The sequence below is a fragment of the Mesotoga sp. Brook.08.YT.4.2.5.2. genome, from assembly GCF_003351125.1.
Classification (GTDB): Bacteria; Thermotogota; Thermotogae; order Petrotogales; family Kosmotogaceae; genus Mesotoga.
This window is the reverse complement of the sequence record NZ_JPGZ01000040.1, coordinates 31,018-47,924: the sequence shown is the minus strand read 5'-3', so window position 1 is coordinate 47,924 and position 16,907 is coordinate 31,018. Positions and strand designations below refer to the sequence as shown.

At 46.1% G+C, this 16,907-nt stretch carries 19 protein-coding genes; 2 read left to right on the top strand and 17 right to left on the bottom strand.

Annotated features, from left to right (window positions below; genetic code table 11):
- Together Q502_RS14795 and Q502_RS14790 are read right to left on the bottom strand one after the other, a co-directional pair.
- A complete protein-coding gene (locus tag Q502_RS14795) occupies nt 1-369 on the bottom strand; it encodes a hypothetical protein (RefSeq protein ID WP_258001622.1) in 369 nt (122 codons plus the stop codon).
- Nucleotides 370-464: 95 nt separating this feature from the next.
- Entirely contained in the window at nt 465-593 is a 129-nt protein-coding gene (locus tag Q502_RS14790; protein WP_258001621.1) for an NAD(P)-binding protein, read from the bottom strand.
- 216 nt (nt 594-809) lie between these two features.
- Here Q502_RS14790 and Q502_RS10470 point away from each other — a divergent pair, with 216 nt between their 5' ends.
- Nucleotides 810-1,244 carry a hypothetical protein gene (locus tag Q502_RS10470; RefSeq protein ID WP_112109464.1) on the top strand — a complete coding sequence of 145 codons (435 nt, stop codon included), beginning with the start codon at nt 810-812 and terminating at the stop codon, nt 1,242-1,244.
- 128 nt (nt 1,245-1,372) lie between these two features.
- On the opposite strand, the gene Q502_RS10465 is transcribed toward Q502_RS10470, so the two are convergent.
- From Q502_RS10465 to Q502_RS10430, 6 genes are all read right to left on the bottom strand, one after another.
- Nucleotides 1,373-1,873: a hypothetical protein gene (locus Q502_RS10465; protein WP_102818755.1), complete on the bottom strand. Its 501-nt coding sequence runs from the start codon at nt 1,871-1,873 to the stop codon at nt 1,373-1,375.
- A 21-nt stretch (nt 1,874-1,894) separates the two neighbouring features.
- Nucleotides 1,895-2,398, bottom strand: coding sequence for a hypothetical protein (locus Q502_RS10460; protein WP_102818754.1), 504 nt, complete (start codon nt 2,396-2,398; stop codon nt 1,895-1,897).
- Nucleotides 2,399-2,506: 108 nt separating this feature from the next.
- Nucleotides 2,507-3,550, bottom strand: coding sequence for an ABC transporter permease (locus Q502_RS10455; RefSeq protein WP_102818753.1), 1,044 nt, complete (start codon nt 3,548-3,550; stop codon nt 2,507-2,509).
- Nucleotides 3,551-3,890: 340 nt separating this feature from the next.
- The gene (locus Q502_RS10450) at nt 3,891-4,823 is read right to left on the bottom strand and encodes an HAAS signaling domain-containing protein (protein ID WP_258001619.1); all 933 of its coding nucleotides are present in this window, start codon (nt 4,821-4,823) and stop codon (nt 3,891-3,893) included.
- A 2-nt stretch (nt 4,824-4,825) separates the two neighbouring features.
- A complete protein-coding gene (locus Q502_RS10445; RefSeq protein ID WP_102818751.1) occupies nt 4,826-5,149 on the bottom strand; it encodes a PadR family transcriptional regulator in 324 nt (107 codons plus the stop codon).
- Between the two features lie 874 nt (nt 5,150-6,023).
- Entirely contained in the window at nt 6,024-7,073 is a 1,050-nt protein-coding gene (locus Q502_RS10430) for a YCF48-related protein (protein ID WP_258001618.1), read from the bottom strand.
- Nucleotides 7,074-7,371: 298 nt separating this feature from the next.
- Between Q502_RS10430 and Q502_RS10425 the strand changes: the two genes are divergently transcribed.
- Complete coding sequence (locus Q502_RS10425) at nt 7,372-7,770, top strand: hypothetical protein (protein ID WP_102818748.1); 399 nt, start codon at nt 7,372-7,374, stop codon at nt 7,768-7,770.
- A 39-nt stretch (nt 7,771-7,809) separates the two neighbouring features.
- Here the strand turns inward: Q502_RS10425 and Q502_RS10420 are convergent, their stop codons facing one another.
- The 9 genes from Q502_RS10420 to Q502_RS10380 form a co-directional block, all read right to left on the bottom strand.
- Nucleotides 7,810-8,997, bottom strand: coding sequence for an MFS transporter (locus Q502_RS10420; protein WP_102818747.1), 1,188 nt, complete (start codon nt 8,995-8,997; stop codon nt 7,810-7,812).
- Nucleotides 8,990-9,970: an ADP-ribosylglycohydrolase family protein gene (locus tag Q502_RS10415; RefSeq protein WP_102818746.1), complete on the bottom strand. Its 981-nt coding sequence runs from the start codon at nt 9,968-9,970 to the stop codon at nt 8,990-8,992. Before Q502_RS10415 ends, Q502_RS10420 begins: the two co-directional genes overlap by 8 nt.
- Nucleotides 9,967-10,938: a diacylglycerol kinase family protein gene (locus tag Q502_RS10410; protein ID WP_102818745.1), complete on the bottom strand. Its 972-nt coding sequence runs from the start codon at nt 10,936-10,938 to the stop codon at nt 9,967-9,969. Before Q502_RS10410 ends, Q502_RS10415 begins: the two co-directional genes overlap by 4 nt.
- Nucleotide 10,939: 1 nt before the next feature.
- Nucleotides 10,940-11,887, bottom strand: coding sequence for a sugar-binding transcriptional regulator (locus Q502_RS10405; RefSeq protein WP_099828461.1), 948 nt, complete (start codon nt 11,885-11,887; stop codon nt 10,940-10,942).
- Nucleotides 11,884-12,717 (bottom strand): PfkB family carbohydrate kinase, encoded by an 834-nt coding sequence (locus tag Q502_RS10400; RefSeq protein ID WP_102818743.1) that lies wholly within the window; start codon nt 12,715-12,717, stop codon nt 11,884-11,886. Before Q502_RS10400 ends, Q502_RS10405 begins: the two co-directional genes overlap by 4 nt.
- On the bottom strand, nt 12,714-13,541 hold the full coding sequence (locus Q502_RS10395) for a carbohydrate ABC transporter permease (RefSeq protein ID WP_102818742.1): 828 nt from the start codon (nt 13,539-13,541) through the stop codon (nt 12,714-12,716). Before Q502_RS10395 ends, Q502_RS10400 begins: the two co-directional genes overlap by 4 nt.
- Nucleotides 13,531-14,349: a carbohydrate ABC transporter permease gene (locus tag Q502_RS10390; RefSeq protein WP_112109463.1), complete on the bottom strand. Its 819-nt coding sequence runs from the start codon at nt 14,347-14,349 to the stop codon at nt 13,531-13,533. The genes Q502_RS10395 and Q502_RS10390 overlap by 11 nt, the downstream gene beginning before the upstream one ends.
- Nucleotides 14,350-14,587: 238 nt before the next feature.
- Entirely contained in the window at nt 14,588-15,841 is a 1,254-nt protein-coding gene (locus Q502_RS10385; RefSeq protein ID WP_102818740.1) for a sugar ABC transporter substrate-binding protein, read from the bottom strand.
- Nucleotides 15,842-15,852: 11 nt separating this feature from the next.
- Nucleotides 15,853-16,863: an alcohol dehydrogenase catalytic domain-containing protein gene (locus tag Q502_RS10380; protein ID WP_102818739.1), complete on the bottom strand. Its 1,011-nt coding sequence runs from the start codon at nt 16,861-16,863 to the stop codon at nt 15,853-15,855.
- Between the last annotated feature and the right edge of the window lie 44 nt (nt 16,864-16,907).

Sequence of the window (16,907 nt, the reverse complement as noted above, 5' to 3'; positions counted from 1 at the left end):
TCAAAGATTGAGAGTCATGGGGATATTTGCCCAACCGCATTGAATGACTGGAAAGAACATCCTTAAGGCAGGATTCTTGAATCTCTGAGAAAAAGCAATCATCGTGTACTTCGTGACCTTTCTGTTCTTTATGAGAACAAAGATGTTCTTGATCCAGTCTCTGAATTCCCAGAATCCCACTTCCATAAGATCCATATCGGAAAGTCTGCGGATTCCGTTGATATAGTCCTCTATTGTATGAGAGTCTTCAGGAGCGATTCTCTTCATTTCGGTTTCAAGTCTTTCGAGATAGTAGTAAACCGTGAACTTATTGCCCGATTGATCTTCTGCTTTCACCAACTCTTCGGGGAAGTGAACTTCTGAAGGCATGGCGCCCAAATCCTTCCGCATGTTGTAGAGAGGGGTTCCGGAGGTAGCCCAGCAAGATGGCGAATACAGCCATCGAAAACATATCCGCCTCTATCCTATGAGGTGCATAGACCGCCCAATTTGCTTGACTTCTCAAGTATTATCGGGTCGAATCCGTTCATTCTGGCAAAACACCCCGTGGCCAGTCCGCCGATTCCACCTCCGATGATAACAATCTTTGCCATCTTAGCCTCCTTAAACTCTTCATTGGACGATTGGAAAGTACTCCTGCCGAATGTAACAGAGAACAGATGAGAGAAGTGGTAATTTCGAGTTAATTCTATCACTCTTGAATGTGTCTGTTCGCTAAGCGAGTTTTGTACTAGACTATTGAGCACTTTCTAGGGATTATTGACTCGACTTGAGATAGAATTGGACTATTCGAGGAGGTGTATGCTTTCATGAGGTTTGTCTGTATTGCTTTGGTACTTGTTATTTCTGCATCTGCCATTGGAATTGGTTTCGGTGTTGGCGTCAAGATACACGGTCATTTCGAGCCCTTTGCCGCAATCAATTTTGATACGTGGCTTCTTGGATTTCAGGCCAAGGCGGGAGTAATCTTTGATACAGATTCAATCGTATTGGTTCCGGGTCTGTATCTTTACAAAGATATCGCCTCCTGGAGAGTTCACGGTGGAACTGAGATCCTTTTTCACCTCGGTGAAATGGAAGGCCTCCTTCTTGCACGAGCAGGTGCGAGCTACGGGTTCGCCACTGATTTTGGAGAGCTTTTTATCGGTGCAGAACTGGGATTTCCCGTTAATCTGCCTGGGGAGTTTTTTGTCGATACTAGCCTGAAGATAGTTCCCACATTTCTCGTTCAGCTTGAGTTCTAGAGAATGGATTTCGCTTCTAGAGTCGCATTTCAAGTTCCGGTTAGTTAACAGAGAGCAATCTTTGATTCAAGGTTGTTCTGAGATCCCTTCAGTGAAAACTCTGCTTCTTGGAACGAGTTCGCTGCTTGTCAATTCAGCCCTGCGGTCGGGTATTTTCCGAGCTTCGCTGGATTCCATGGAACGAGATACATCTCGACATCATCCAGATTGTGCCACCACAGTTCGACACCTTCGGTCTTTTCAGGGATGATTCCTTTATCGAAGTCGAAAATATACGAAGCCTGAAGCTTCACATACTTCTTCTCGATGAATACTAGGCCGTTCTCGTCATACGTAACAAAGTCAAAAAACACGAATCCGCTTTCACCCTTGTCGAGCTCGAGTATCAACATCTTTCCAAGCCTTTCCTGATCAGTGAGATAAACAAGAATGTCTCCGTCTTCCAGCATACGCTTCTCATTACGCGAAATATTGATACTCTCTGTTTTCAAATTCTCGCTGAATTTCTCGATATCGTAGTAGGTGACCGATTGGAAACGATCTCTGTAAACCTCAATCGTGGGATTCCTCGAAAGACAAGACATTGCCAGCACTGTTGCCACAATGGCCGTTGCAAGCAATTTCTTCATCTTTACCACCTCTTTTTTCTATCAGAATCTATAGCCGATCTTGAAGTCGTAGATCTTGCCGATAGTCTCGCTGAATTTCTGGAGAATTACAGCTGTGTTGAACTCTATGTAGTAATTGGGAATGATATTCATTCCAACTCCCAGTCTTAGAGGTGAAAAACCAAGCTGCAACTGCTCTCCGAAAGCGAATGTGTGACCGATGTCTCCCCTGAAATAGAAGACGCCCATATCAAGCTTCAGCCCCGCATATACTAACCACGCAACTCCAGGAATCACAAAAGAGGTCTTAACGCCGGTGTCTTCTGAGAGAGTAAACATTAGAAATGGAGTTGCTACTCCCAACGATAAAGGTCCAAGATCGTACCGCAGATCTATGCCCAGCACGTCTATTCCAACGAAGCCGGAAAGTGGAGTGTTCGAAAGAGACTCGGTTTTTGCAGCTACATTGATCAGTCCCAGAGAAAGGCTGCTGAATGAGAGCGAAGCAACAAGCAGAATGAAAAGTACTAGAACGGACTTCTTCATGGGTTTCACCCCCTAACGTTCATTGTACGTCCGCAACATCCAAAAGCGATCTTCTTTCCAGACTGTCTGCTCAATCGTCAATTGAATTATGTGAGCGGCCAGAAAACGTTAATCTGCTCTAGATCCCTTCCCATTATCCCAGAGAAGGATTCGTGAGTCGATTAAGGAATAGATAATATCTACAACGATATTCACGATAATCATCATGGCGGCTATCAGAAGCACACAGCCTGAGAGTGTCAGCACTTCAACGCTTATTGCTGCGTCAGTTAGCAGCCTTCCTATACCCGGTCTCGCAAAGATGGTTTCAACAAAGGCAAGTCCTGCGAAAAGCGATGCAAAGAGCTCGCCTCCAACAGTTGCGACAGGGATCAGAGCATTCTTTCTAACATGTTTTAGCATTATCGTTCTTTCGCTCACACCTCTTGATCTTGCTGCCCTAACATAATCTCTTTTCTTGACATCGAGAGCAGTTGCCCTGCTTATCTGGAAAACGTAAGCCGAATGCACGATGAAGAGGGTCAATACAGGTTGCACAAGATTGATTAGTTGAGACAAAAGGATATCGAAGCGCAGATTGAGAACTGAATCGATTATTAGGGAGTTAGTGTAGGAGGTCCAATTCGTAATTAACCCGGTGGTCAGGCTGCCGATAGGAAGCCAGCCGAATATGGTGAAGCTGCCCACGAGAATGAGCAGAGCCATTACATAATCTGGGGTTGCCCAGCCTACTATCGATAAAAATCCAAAGACAGAATCTGCAAGCCCATCCGGATGCATCGCCGCTCTAATACCAAGCCTTGAACCAATAATGATTATAGGTATAATCGCTAGTATCAGCAGTTCTAGGCTTGCCGGAAGTCTTGAGATAATCGCTTCGGAAACCGATGAGTTTGCAGTCAATGAGTATCCCAAGTCGCCTTTAATAGTATTACCAAGCCACTTGAAGTACATGACAACCGCAGGTTTATCGAGCCCGTATTTTTCGATTATCCTCTGTTCAGCATTCGGGGACTTCGAAGCGTTTCCCGTCATGTATACTCTAAGCAGTACGTCCGGCCCCATTGACCAGATGACTGCGAACACAACCAACGTGACAACGAAGGCAACAAGTGGCAAGAAAAGAAGTCTTCTAATAATGTAAGCGGCCAAATTGTACCTCCTGCAGCTAAGGAAAATGACTCACCCGGAAGCAGAATTCCAAAGTCAGACTCCAAAAAAGGGAGTTCTTCAAGACCTTATGAAGACTGCCTAATGAATTGTATCACCAAGTAGATTCCGGGTGAGAGATTGGCCAGTGAAAATGCGATAGAGATTGTCGATTTACTCTACCCCCTTGACTAATCAACGGAGCAAGCTAGTTACTGCAACAAACAGTTATTAAAAGAAAACCCAATTAATCTGAAGTTCTCAACTTTACTGTTTTGTTGAAGGTCTTCTCTGCAAAAAAGAAAAGAGGGGCAACGCCCCTCCGGATTCCCATCGGATAGTCTCAGTTGGTTCTTACAATCCTGCTAGCCCAGAACTTTATCGTTTCGAACACCAGATCAACGATCAATACTATAGCCATTAAGAATAGTATTGCGACAAGCATGGGATGATCGATACTTGAAGGGTTAAGACTCAGATAAGATGCGATATCTGGTTTGTAATCGGGCGAGACTGCAAGAAAGAGAAAGACAAGGCCAAGAGTATTTGAAACGATTTTGCTGAACCTCGAGTAATTGAAAATGTTGATCAGATTTGATACTGAATCTATTATCAGCAATCCAAAAGCCAGGAAGAGACCGAATTTGAAGGAGTCAAGTGCAACAATCGCGATCTCTGTCAACTCACCGTTTCCAAGATAGAACGGTCCGTATGTGAAGGCAAGGAAGGTAATCACGGCGCCAGCAGAGGTTCCTATAAGAGATCCAATCCTCTTGCCAATGGAAGGCGTCTTTTCTTCTCTGATGAAATATGTGAAATGGGGGAGCTTTGCAGTACCCTTTGCCTGCGTCACGAAGTAAAGAATCAAGCTCACAAGGCCGAAATCAAAGATAAAAGTTACCGGCAGCTGTGAGACAAGACTTATCAGATCTGTACCTCTGAAGCTAAAGATCGCTCCATTTTCACCAAAGACAAAGGCAATTAGATGCAGTCCGAGGTGAATCGCGAATAGGATTCCCGTGTACATGAAGAGATAGTTCTTAAGATGAGGGGCAATTATCGGACCGCCCTCGTAATACCTTGCTGCAACCTCTTCGGGTGAACCGTATTCCTTTATGGACATAGCGACCGTGGTGTCGTTGATTTCGCCGTGTTCTCGCTCTGCTCTTTCAAGAAGGTGGCTTTCGATTTCTTTTAGAATCTCATCTACCTTATCCGGATCAGTTCCAGGCAGAAAGGTTCTTACATCATCGAGATACTTCTTCAGTCTTACCATTTTCATACCTCCCCAACAAAGCTCTTTAGAAGTAGTTCCTGTTCCTTCCAGATTCTCAGTAATTCCTTTCTCACCTGTCTCCCAGTCTCCGATACGAAATAGTACTTCCTGGGTTTGTTCTGTTCGACCCTCCACTCGCTCGAAAGAATCTCTCTTTCTTCAAGTCTTCTCAAAAGAGGGTACAAAGTGTTTTCATCAATTGAGAAACTCTTCTCTCCCAGCGTCTTAACGATATCGTACCCGTACATAGGTTCATCCAGCATCACCATTATCAATAGTTGAATGAAGCCTCTGTTCATTTCCGTTGCCAGTTTCCCTATATCCATAACATCACCTCGGTACTATGTTGATATTATTGTACTGTATGATACCCAGTATTAGTATAACGATATACTATGGTGTCGGTTAAGACTTCATGAATGCGGGCTTGTTCTTCGAGAAAATAAGAGAAGCCAGTCTGCTTACGCAGGCCAGTCAGGCTTCGCCTGGCCAGTCTCGCCTTCGGCGAGGCCAGTTCCGCTTCGCGCGCTAAGAGCCACTAATCTCTGAACGCTGCTGAGTAGAACGTTGACCGGCACCGCTCCGCCGTCCTCCGGGACCGACAGAGACCCGTTCACCGATAGGATATGAAAGCTGCTCTGGCCAGAAGCACGCCAGATGACACGAATCAAGAAAAGACTGTCATCCCGATATGAAACTGATCGGGATCTAGTTCTTTGAAAAACGTTTCCGAAAACATGCTGAGCGCTGTGAAGAACCACTTCCGCTTTAAAGAGGCGTCCTTCGTTGGAATTAAACTCGAGAACTGCCTTCCTAGCTTATGCTCTAACAACATACAAATCGCAACTTGTCACTTGCAGCTGAGCTTTTACAAGCGATCAGCGAATTCCAAGAACGAAGAACAGATCCTCGCTCTGGAACGAAGAACAGGTTTTTTCGGAGAACGGAGAACCATTCAACGGCGAAATAGTCTCTTTTGCTCTCCAAGAGTTTTCATCCCCGCGAAGCGGGCCTTGCGTCCCCGTATGCTTCTCCGGGCATTGCGACCTGGCGTGGTCTTCGCCAGCCTTGCGTCCACTGATGCTTTTCAGTGCAATGCGTCCCACCGAAGGTGGCATCACTTCCGCCGATGCATTCCGGCGCCTTGCGTCTTATTCTGCTCTTTCCAAACCCCAATCTACACAATCCCCGACCCCGGTTTCACATACTCTTCTCAGCTATCGAAACATGACTGAGGGTAACCGGACATTCCTCTGCACTAAGGACTACTTCCCAGTTATTCCCTCCGTCTGTTGTGCGCAAGATTTTACCGAATGGCGGGTATCCCGCCGAAGAACCGATAACTAATGCGTTATTTCTGTCGAGCGCATCTATCCCTAACAAAAAGGAGTTGCTTGTTCCTGCTGACGGTTGCTCCTCCCAGCTTATTCCACTGTTCTCAGTAAGGATTATCGTATCAAAATCGCAGGCTGCCCAGTAAGTTGAACCGTCCATCATTACCAGAGAGTTCAGGTCTTTTGGAAAGAGCGGGCCTCCTGTAACCCATTGTTTCCCACCATTGGCAGTCACGGCATAGTGGCCTTGGCCACCGTAGATGACTATATGATTTTCATCCGTAGCCTTAACGCCAATCCACCCATTATCGTTGTAGTTGTTGGGGAGATCAATCTCGTCCCAGTTTTGGCCACCATTTTCACTTTTCAGTACTATTCCGGCTCTGGGTGTTGATTTGTTTCCAACCGCATAGATCACATTCTGGTTTATTGCGTGGATTCCCTGAATCAAGTAATCTGCTCCGTTTTCGGGAAGGTCGCAAACCGTCCAGCTATCGCCATTGTCCTCAGAGAAGATGACAAGTCCGCTGTCGCCGCTGACCCAAATTCTGTCTTCAAAAATCGAAAGGAAAGCAAAAAAGGAATCAGTGGCAGTTTCCGATACTTCAATTATCTCCCAGTCGGAGCCACCATTGACCGTTTTCATTAAGAGCCCGTCTGAACCGCAAGCCCAGACTCTATTCTGATCTACGGAAAGAACATCCTCCAAACTCTTACCTTCAGGCAGGATGTCCATGGCCTGGCGCGTCCAGGTTTCACCGGAATCGTCCGAGAAGTAAAGCATTGCGATTCCGTTTGTGTCTGTCTGCCCCACTACCCATGCGCGGTAGGTTTTCGCTTTCGGAAAGGGTATACAGCTGGTGATGGCAAACACGACTAAAAGAAGACTTGTAGTCCAAATCAGACTTCTCTTCATCATTTTTTCCTCCTTTATACTAGGTTTATGAGAACTTCGTTCCATTCTTTGAAGATAATCATCGGCACTTTTCTGGCCTTAACCCTTTGCTGTCTCTGGGACTAAATCAAGGCCCGCCTGTTCATAATGTTTGGCAAGACTAAGTAGGGAAAGCCCTTCAACAGTGAAATAATAGCACTTGCGTTCTTCATAATGTATGGTAGGTTAGTCTACGAGAAGTGGATCGTTCACTCAGACGTTTATTGATTCGATGTGCATTTGAGAATCTGTAGTCAAGGTTCTTGGAGGAGCGAAGTAGATGTCAGAAAGATTCGAAGTCCGAATTGAGTATCTCCAGCCAAGCCAGCTATATATATCAAAGGACAAACTCAGAGCGATTCGGAATAAGGAGACTCTCAAGAGCGTTCCGGTTCCGGTAATCGATTTTGACGGTAAGCTCGTTATGGCCGATGGGCATACACGAGCCGTAGCAGCGATTCTAGAAGGTCATGATTCGATCTTCATCGAGATAACAGACGAGAAGCTAGACCTAGAGGCGTATGAGGAATGTGTGAAGTGGTGTGTAGAGGAAGGAGTTTTCACTCCGTATGACCTTGTTGGCAGAATAATCAACCACGAAGATTACAGAGTACTCTGGTACGAAAGATGCGAACGTCTTCACGAAGAGCTCAAATCTAAACGAAGATGCCTTGATTGAATGTCTTCCTTTTCATTCGATTTGTTTTTCAGTTGATAATCACTCCCTATGTTTTGCTCGTCTCATGTTATGAGTCGGTTTTTCGACAACATAGCTACTCATGACGAAAAACACGATTGCTACCGCGAACCCTGCTGCGACGAAAACGAAGGCAAGGTTGTAACCACTCAACGATATCAGAGAGCCGATAAGACTCAGAGCGAGCGATTGAGATAGGACCATAACTATGTTATTGAGACCGAAGATTTTCCCCTGATTTGCAAGGGAGACTGTATCTGAGACAATTGTTACGTTTAGAGCGAGAACTATTCCTAAAGCAAAGCTAAAGAGAATCAACACGATAAGCATCAGAAATGGGTCAAGACCCAGGAATCCAGAGTAGAAGATACTAACTGACAAGAAAACGCCGGCCAGGATAGAAAGCGCTGTAATGTGCAGCCTTTTCTGCCCGAGCGTTTTGCTCAGAGTACCAGTCATGAGAGAAGTCACGCCACTCACAAGAGTTGATATTCCCATTATCGATGATGCAGTGCCAAGAGACACACCAATATCACTGCTTATGAAAGATGTCAGGTAGGGAAGTATCCCGCCCATTGAAAACCACAGGCCAAACTGTGAGATCATCACACACACTATCTTCCTGTCAACTCTGAACCTCAAATCTTCTTCTTTGATGCCCACAGCAGAATCAACTATGTGGGACTCGGCTCTATAGAAGAAAAGCGGAACAACGAGAACTGCAGCGGCTATTGAGAAGACCACAAAGGCTGTCTCCCCGCTTCTTGAAAGTGTTACTCCTATAAAGAGAGAGGAGAGAAAGGTGGCGATGTTCATAATACCCATCATGAATCCATAGTTTCTGTCCTTTCTGCCCGGTTTACTTACGTTGCTGACAAGGGCAGAGTAAGGTGTAAGCAAACTGAAAATCGACATGGTGAAAACTACAGCCGCAATACCCAACAGGATCTTGTTGTTAGTGCTGAGTATGAACATACTGATAATCGTAATGATGAAGAGTCCTTTAATGAAGGCAAGATACTTTTTGCTTCGGTCACCAAGATAGCCGATAAGCATCCCTGTGAAGATCGTTATAATCATGCCTGCTGAAACCAGGTTCCCAGCCAGAGCAGTTGAGTGAAACTTGCCGTTGAGATAGGGTATGAGAACGAAATTGAAGATTCCGTAGATAATTCCAACGGAGGCGCTTCCGGAGAGGAGTTTAATCATCTATATCACTCATCTTTTCGATGTATCTCGCATGCTTCTCAAGATCAAGATCTTCATTTGCCTTCAGGACTCTCTGGGTTATGAAGTGAGGGATGTTGTTTGCATCGCCCTGAAGAGAAGACAGTGCTCCAGCTATTGCGGCTATAGTATCGGTATCACCACCTATCGAAGCGCCCATTCTTATTGCCAGCCAGACATCATCTCTGCAGAAAAGGCCTATGGCAATCGCTGCCACGGCGACATCCACGGCCTCCATAGTTGTTCCGAATACATAGTAAAGCCTGTCCAAGAAATCGTCAGGATGTTGCCCACCGATGAGACCTTTGATAGCAGCAAGTCTTTCGCCGGCCGAAGGTCCTACAAATTCTGCACAGGTGAGTTTTTCGCATACTTTTGAGCCTCTTATTGCGGCCTCGGCAATCCCGTCGGCATTCAACCCCCTCGCAGCGTAGTAATAGGCAAATCCGACTGCCAGAGAAGCTTCAAGAGCAAGATTTGTGTTGTGAGTAGGGACAGTACAGTTTCTTATTGCTTCGACAAGATGTTTCTCGCTTTTGTCTAGATTACATAACACTGGAGCTAGCACTCTCATTGGTGCCCCGCTGGTTGTACCAAGGCTTTCGAAGTCCTGCCTATTCTTGAAGGCTTCGATAGCTCTCTTAGTGCTCGGTCCTATGTAGCCTTTCGCGACAGGGTCGCACGCGTCCTCCCACCTGCAAAGAGCTTCTTTGACCGTCTCCTGTGAGAAGTTTCTTTTCTCATTGTAGAGCTTTATCAAGTAAAGCACCTGCTCTGTGTCATCAGTTATCTGACCTTTTGTTAGATTTTTGTGGATAGGCGAGTGTTCTGGTTCTAGCAAATCACTTACGAAGTCGAACCTGGTAGAGATTTGCCGGCGGGTCATGAATTCCGTTACCATTCCCATCGCATCGCCAACTGCGAATGCTTCAAGTGCCCGGAGAATCCTGCTCACTTTCCATCACTTCTTTGTACACAGAGTCCTGCTCTGGCATTTGTTACCACTTCAATCCCGACACTCACTGAAAGATCCACTCTTGGATTGCCATCTATTACGCAGAAGGCATTGAAGCCTGATAGCCGCACTGTATCAGTGCTGGTAAGGATAAACTGCTTGAGGTCCGCGGAAACGGTCTCGCCCGGTTCCACCATAGTTATTATCGGCCTCGAAGAGACAATCATTGCCGAGTTGCATAGTGAATACGGCAGCCAGCAAAGGAGCCCATTAACTGCCCTGTATACATATAGAGACTTCATGTCTTCAGAGAATGGAGAGATGATTATCTGAGAGGGTTGAAACTGCGGCGTGATCTCTTCGCCATTGATCTCCAATCTGCTTGCGGCTGAAGCAATTGATTTAGGTTCTCGAGGTGTTCTCTTGTTTTTATAGAAGAAGTCTGAGGCATCGATAGTGCAGGTCTCTCCCTCAACTGTCGAAATTAGTGTCTGGGAAATGACGACATCGTTGAATGCCGAACCCACGTACCTTTCTTCAAAGACATCCAGTCCCGTTACCCATATGGGCTCAATATTCAGGAAGTCGAATTCATGTATATCGCTGACCGATCTCAGAACTATGAAGGGTCCGCAATTTGACGTTCCTAGAGCTACGCCTACAACAGGCACAAGCCTTCCGATCTTGCGCATACCCGCAACGATATCGGATGCAGTTCCGTCTCCCCCGATTGAGATCACTAGATCTGTCTCTGAAAGGACTTTGCCGGCGTTTACGGTGTCCCTGTAGTCGCTGAGTATTGGCTCCGATCCTATTACTTCCAGATCGAAATACTCTTTCAGGTGGAAATGAGTTGATCCGGTGCAGCAGAGATGCGTGCCCTGAAGCTTTGAGGCGAGAGCCTTCATGAGACCTCGATCATTCTCTCGCTTACCGGAGTTTGGATTGTAAACTAATCCGATTCTCATATTACCTCTCCATCCGGAGTATCTGGAGAGCGGTACTCCGATCCGTGACGATTGAATTGATGTATCCGGCCTTAATTGCCGCGTGAATCGCCAGAGCCTTTTCCTTTCCACCGGCAATTCCAATTACCTCGGGAACTTCCTTCAGCTGCTCAAGAGAAATCCCCAGAATGTTTTCGTTTCCGGAAACACAAGGTATTCCGCTGGCATCAAAGAACCTCGCTGCTATGTCGCCAACCGCTGCGTGTTTCATAAGATTAGCAAGGAACTCCTTGTCGTAGATGTTCTTGAAGGCGTTGGATAAAGATATGGGTTCACCTATCCCTACAATTGCCAGATCCAGCCTCTTCCACATCTCCGACATGAATCTTATTGAGCCGTCTTCGAGCATCATATTCAGAGTCTTCGAGTTCTCTATGAAGGCCGGAGCGAAAAGGTAGTAACGATTACTGTGAAAGGAATTTGCGATCTTCTCAACTATTGAATTCATTTGATACTCATGGCGCAACTGGCCAACGCCGCCGATTAAGGGTATGAATGTTGTGTTTGGAAGCTCCCCGTTGAACACGACTCTTTCAACTGTCTCGTACAGAGTTCGACCCCAGGAGATCCCCACAAGCTGTCCATTCTTCACGTAATCGGGAAGAAATTTAGCTGCAGATATAGCGATCGAGGTTATTGTTCCTACCTCCGTTCCTTCATCCGCAACGATAACGTTCTTCAGGCCGAATCTCTCTTTCATCTCCATTGAGATCTCTTCAGAATTTCCCAGGCTTCCCGAATCGATTTCGATCCTCACGATCCCCTCGTTCTTGGCTTTTGTGAGTAACCTGCTCACTTGAGGCCTGGATATTCCGACCAGTTTTGCTATTTCACTCTGTGTCAGGTCTTCAAGATAATAGAGTTTGCACACCTTTATCATTGTGTCTCTATCGGCCATCAGTCCTTTCATCGTAGGTCTTTCCTCCCTTCCACGAGGTTTGGCCCAATTACCGAGATCACTTCCGCAGCCTTCCTGTGAGCATGGTGGATGCTTTGGACCGGATCCCCGCACTTCATGAACTTCTCAATGAATCCTGCGGCAAAAGCGTCGCCGGCACCTGTAGTGTCCGCGAGCTTTCCTCCAGTGTTCTCGACTTCAAATGAACGACGGCTCTTGTTTCCGTCTATCCAGATCGTCTCGGATGATCCTCTGGTTATGATTACGTTTGAGGTTATCTCACTTATCCTGTCTTGAATGGTCTGCGCTTCACCCTCCGAGAGTATAGTGAAATCCGACAGACAGGATACCTCAATAACGTCATCTACGCCGAAATACAGACCACAACCACCAGGCACATAGACCTTCAGAGATTCAGAGGACTTTCGGAAAGCATCGACAGCTACTTCCTTGAAACTGTCGGCTACGCAAATCGCATCGTATCTCTTTTCATCGATTACGCCGCTAAAGAGAGCGTGGCCTCCAAGCGATATGATTCTTCTCTCTCCGTGAGAATCCAACATCACTATCGTCTCAGCACCAGGTCCATCCTCGATTTTGTAGCTTAGGTTCAGTTTCGAAGAAGAAAGCCTCTTGAGAATCCACTCCGAAGTTAAATCATTTCCCGTACCGAAGTAGAAGTCCGTCTCAACATATTTCGAGAGATTCAGCGCGATATTTGCTCCCGATCCCCCGATGAAATTGTGTGTGCCTTTTGCAAATACCATGGAATCTCTTTCAGGATATGAATCGAGAATCAAGTATCTGTCGATTGAGGCCGCACCAATAACCGCAGCTCTCATTTGACAGCACCTCTCGTTAAGCCTCCGATCAAATACTTCTGCGAGAGAAGAAATAGAAGGATAGGAGGAAGAGCAGTGATGAGAGCTCCGGCCGAAAGCGCACCCCACTCAACGGCGCCTCCAGTTCCAACAAACCTTGAGAGAAATACTGGAAGGGTGTAATTCGCATTCTCTCTCATGATTACAAGTGCGAAAAAGAACTCATTCCACGAGAGAAGAAAGGCAAACGTTCCGACAGCAACAATCCCCGGAACGGCCATCGGTACGATTATCTTCCTCATTGCCTGAAAGCGAGTGCAGCCGTCTATCATTGCAGCTTCTTCAAGTGCCTGAGGAATCTCATCGAAGTACCCCTTAAGAAGCCAGCTGCAGAAAGGGATAGTAAAGGTAGTGTATAGAATAATCAGGCCCAGAGGATTGTTCTGAAGAGAATATCGGTTCAAAAGAGAAAAGAGGCCAATAATCATAAGAATTCCCGGAAAAGCCTGGGAAGCTAGCAACCAAAGTATCAAGGGATTCTTGCCCTTGAACTTGAATCTAGACATGGCGTAACCTGCCAGCGTTGTTATGACTATGCAAAGCAGAACGGTGACGAGGGTAACTGTCATGCTGTTCGCAAAGTTCCTGCGAAAACTGGTGTCCTGGAAGATCTTTGAGTAATTTCCAGTATATAACTTCTCGGGAAGCTTTAGGGGATTCTGATAAATATCCATAGTCTCTCTGAAAGAGTTTAGTACTAGCATCAAGAGAGGAGAGAGGATTAGGAGAACTACTACAAAGGCAACGATGTTCATTGTAATTACTACGCTTCTCTTAGGCCTCATTTCTTACCTCCCTAATGTAAAAGGTTACTGGTAGAAGGAGAATAAGCAGACAGATTACGCCGATTGCAGAAGCATAACCCTGCTGAAAGTAGGCGAAAGCGTTCTGATAGGAGTACAGCGACAGCAACATAGAAGAGTTTCCAGGTCCACCGTTTGTCATTGAGTAGACGATATCGAACATGTTGAAAGTCCAGATAGTGTTCAAGGTAACAAGGATCAGAATCAAGCTCTTCATTAGAGGCAGAGTGAGATGAAAGAACCTCTTCAATACACCGGCACCATCTATTTCAGCGGCCTCGTATACATCAGACGGAAGGGACTGCAGTCCCGCCAGAAGAGTCACAATAACGAATGGGAGGCCTATCCAGATGTTTGCGACTATACAGGCGAAGAGAGAATAGCCGGGGGTTACCAACCAGTTGGGAGGATTTGCAAATCCCACAGCATTCAGAAAGGAATTCAGCGGTCCCATTACCCCAAAGATGTATCTCCAGATCAACGCCGCGACAACGGGAGTTGTTGCCCAGGGAAGAAGGATGAGTGCTCTGTATAGCCCTCTGAGCTTTATGTACGGAAGATTGAGCAACAGCGCTATCAGCATACCTATTGCAAGCTCAAATCCCACACATGCGGCCGACCATATAAAGTTGTTCTTCAGTCCGGTCCAGAAGAGGCTGTCAGACATCAGGTCTCTAAAATTCTCAAGGCCTGAAAAGTACTTTCCACCTCCGAAGACAGCATCGGAAAAGAAACTGTTGTATATCCCGTTAACAAATGGGTATACACTTATGAGCGCTACTACGATCAATACCGGTAGAATATACGGCAGCGCCTTGGCCGTTTCGCTTTTTCTGATTTATCATCACTCCCGACAGTTACCGAGTTAATCGGTAGCATGTTTTTCACAGACTGCCAGTATCACCTTAGTACTGGCGAATACAAGCTCTTAATAAGGAAATAATGAAAGGAGTCTCTCAAAAGAGCTTAGATCAAACAGTACACACAACCTCTGCAGAGTCCTTTCACTCTCCTCAAGCTATAACTGATTATTGAAGCCCGAGTTTCTTCAGCATCTTGTTTCCTTCAGTGACAGTATCCTTAAGGGCGGCATCGAGGCTCACGCTTCCGAGGATGACTTTTTCGAGATTCGGAACAAACAGCTTCCATTCGAAGGAGTAGAATCCGGGCATCCCCGGCTTCACGTTGTCCGAGTATTGGAGCCAGGCTTTTGCGATGTCCCATTCGTTTTCCGGAGAGCTGAATCTCGGATCCTCGAGAGATGACTCTCTGACAGGGAAGAGATAGTCGCTGTAGCTTATCTCGGCTGAGTTTTCAGTATTTGTCATGAATTCTATAAAGGCAAAGGCCTCATCCTTGTGCTTGGACAGCTTTGAGATACCGAAAGCCTGGGGGTCGGACGCATTGATCTTGTTGTCACCGTTCTTGACAAGAAGCATACCCCAGTTGAAGTTCTTGTTCTGAAGCAAGAACCGTCTGTTCCAGCAGCCGAAGGTAACCATTGCGTACTTTCCGTTTATGAATCCCTGCATTAGAGAGGTGTAGTCTATGCTTATAACATCTCTCGGCATCACCCTGTGCTCCGTTATTAGCGAAAGGTAGAATTCAATAGCCTCTCTTGCCCCCTCATTGATCTCGACCTTCCATTTATGATTGCTGTCCTTCGTAAGTGTCGTTCCGTCTTTCTGAGCGATCAACGTCCAGTGAAACCTCTCCATTAGCGGAGCGAGGATTCCCCAGGTTATTACATTCCCGTTTTCATCTTTCTTTGTAACGCTTTGAGCAATATCGAGGAGCTGTTCCCACGAAATCATTCTGTCGAGAGGTAATCTGATTCCGCTTTCTTCGAATATGTCTTTGTTGTAGAAGATCACCTGCGTTTCCTGACACCACGGAATACCATATAGATTGCCAGTGAAATCGTAGCAATCTTCGAATATGTGGGCGGGAATGTCAGCAATCATGTCGTCTGTGACGTAGCTGTTCAGCGGTGCAGCGTATCCCATCATCCCATACTCTCGGAACTTCTCTGCATCAGTATGAAAGACGTCCGGTGCATTTCCGCCCTGAAAACTCGTCAACAGGTACTGATCTGAAGACTCCCATGTACCCCAGATGATATTGACCTGAATGTCCGGATTCTCCATGTTCCAGATATCGACCAGATCGTATATTTTGTCGACCGCTGCAGGTTGCCAGGCAAGACAGTAGAAATCGAGAGTAACAGCGTATACAACCGTGCTGACTATGAGAAGTAACGAAAAGAGAAATACCTTCTTCACTTAAATCCCTCCTAGTGGGAGACCTTGACGACAATCTTGATTTTGGTCTTGTCAATAGCATCCTTAAAGGCTTCGTCAATATTCTCCAGATCCCAAACTCTGGAAATCAATCTCGAGAAAGAATCTGGATCGCTAGTGATGAAGCCGAAAGCCTTCTTGAAATCCTTCTCGGAGAAACCAAAAGTGCCGACGAGATCTACCTCTTTATAGTGAATAAAGTAAGGATTTATCTCCAGGATCGTGTCTCTCGACATTCCACCAAACAGTTCAAATGTTCCGCCCGGACAAACAAAAGGTAGAAGCTGATTGACAAGTTCCTTTTTATCATTTGCAAGGATAATTGAATCGAAACGAGATTGACTCTTCTTGAAGCTTTCGAAACTCGAATCACTGAAGTCTATAGTTTTGAGACCGCAGTTTGCTGCCATGGACAGCCTGTTCTTATCAACATCGGAAATGTATGTCTCGCATCTCATGTTCTTCAGAGCGTTTCCAAGAAGCAGCCCCATTGGCCCGCTTCCAACAACCAGGACCCTGTCTTCAGGTTTTATTCTTGCCTTATCAATGCCATGAATCGCACAGGCAAGCGGTTCTGTAAGGGTCGCGGTACTTTCAGGAACATCATCGGGTATTTTCAGAGTCGCCCTTTCCAGGATCTCCGACGGCACTTTCACATACTCGGTAAAGGCCCCTTCGACCCAGAATTTCTTTGAGCAGAGCTCGGGAACTCCCTTTTGACACATCTCACATTTACCGCACTCTATGTAGGGGGCAATAACATATCTAGAATCACCGAAATCGCGATCTACCGATGCGCCTTTTTCAACAATCCTTCCCGTGAATTCATGCCCTAGAATGCAAGGCGGTTTGAACATGTGGTGACCTTTGTTGAATGTCTTGATATCTGTGCCGCAAACACCGACCATCCCTATCTTGACAAGGCCCTCGTTTACCTGAATTGTGGGAGTATCAATATCTTCGATTTCGATCTTCCCAATGCCCTTGTAAATTGCTGCTTTCAAATCAGCCACCTCTTCTCACAGATAAAGGGGGAGTTGGCCTCCCC

Excerpts from the sequence above, each read along its gene's own strand:
- Q502_RS14795 (WP_258001622.1), bottom strand. The coding sequence starts at position 369 with ATGCCTTCAGAAGTTCACTTCCCCGAAGAGTTGGTGAAAGCAGAAGAT.
- Q502_RS14790 (WP_258001621.1), bottom strand. The coding sequence starts at position 593 with ATGGCAAAGATTGTTATCATCGGAGGTGGAATCGGCGGACTGGCCACG.
- Q502_RS10470 (WP_112109464.1), top strand. The coding sequence starts at position 810 with ATGAGGTTTGTCTGTATTGCTTTGGTACTTGTTATTTCTGCATCTGCC.
- Q502_RS10465 (WP_102818755.1), bottom strand. The coding sequence starts at position 1,873 with ATGAAGAAATTGCTTGCAACGGCCATTGTGGCAACAGTGCTGGCAATG.
- Q502_RS10460 (WP_102818754.1), bottom strand. The coding sequence starts at position 2,398 with ATGAAGAAGTCCGTTCTAGTACTTTTCATTCTGCTTGTTGCTTCGCTC.
- Q502_RS10450 (WP_258001619.1), bottom strand. The coding sequence starts at position 4,823 with ATGGTAAGACTGAAGAAGTATCTCGATGATGTAAGAACCTTTCTGCCT.
- Q502_RS10445 (WP_102818751.1), bottom strand. The coding sequence starts at position 5,149 with ATGGATATAGGGAAACTGGCAACGGAAATGAACAGAGGCTTCATTCAA.
- Q502_RS10430 (WP_258001618.1), bottom strand. The coding sequence starts at position 7,073 with ATGAAGAGAAGTCTGATTTGGACTACAAGTCTTCTTTTAGTCGTGTTT.
- Q502_RS10425 (WP_102818748.1), top strand. The coding sequence starts at position 7,372 with ATGTCAGAAAGATTCGAAGTCCGAATTGAGTATCTCCAGCCAAGCCAG.
- Q502_RS10420 (WP_102818747.1), bottom strand. The coding sequence starts at position 8,997 with ATGATTAAACTCCTCTCCGGAAGCGCCTCCGTTGGAATTATCTACGGA.
- Q502_RS10410 (WP_102818745.1), bottom strand. The coding sequence starts at position 10,938 with ATGAGAATCGGATTAGTTTACAATCCAAACTCCGGTAAGCGAGAGAAT.
- Q502_RS10405 (WP_099828461.1), bottom strand. The coding sequence starts at position 11,887 with ATGAAAGGACTGATGGCCGATAGAGACACAATGATAAAGGTGTGCAAA.
- Q502_RS10400 (WP_102818743.1), bottom strand. The coding sequence starts at position 12,717 with ATGAGAGCTGCGGTTATTGGTGCGGCCTCAATCGACAGATACTTGATT.
- Q502_RS10395 (WP_102818742.1), bottom strand. The coding sequence starts at position 13,541 with ATGAGGCCTAAGAGAAGCGTAGTAATTACAATGAACATCGTTGCCTTT.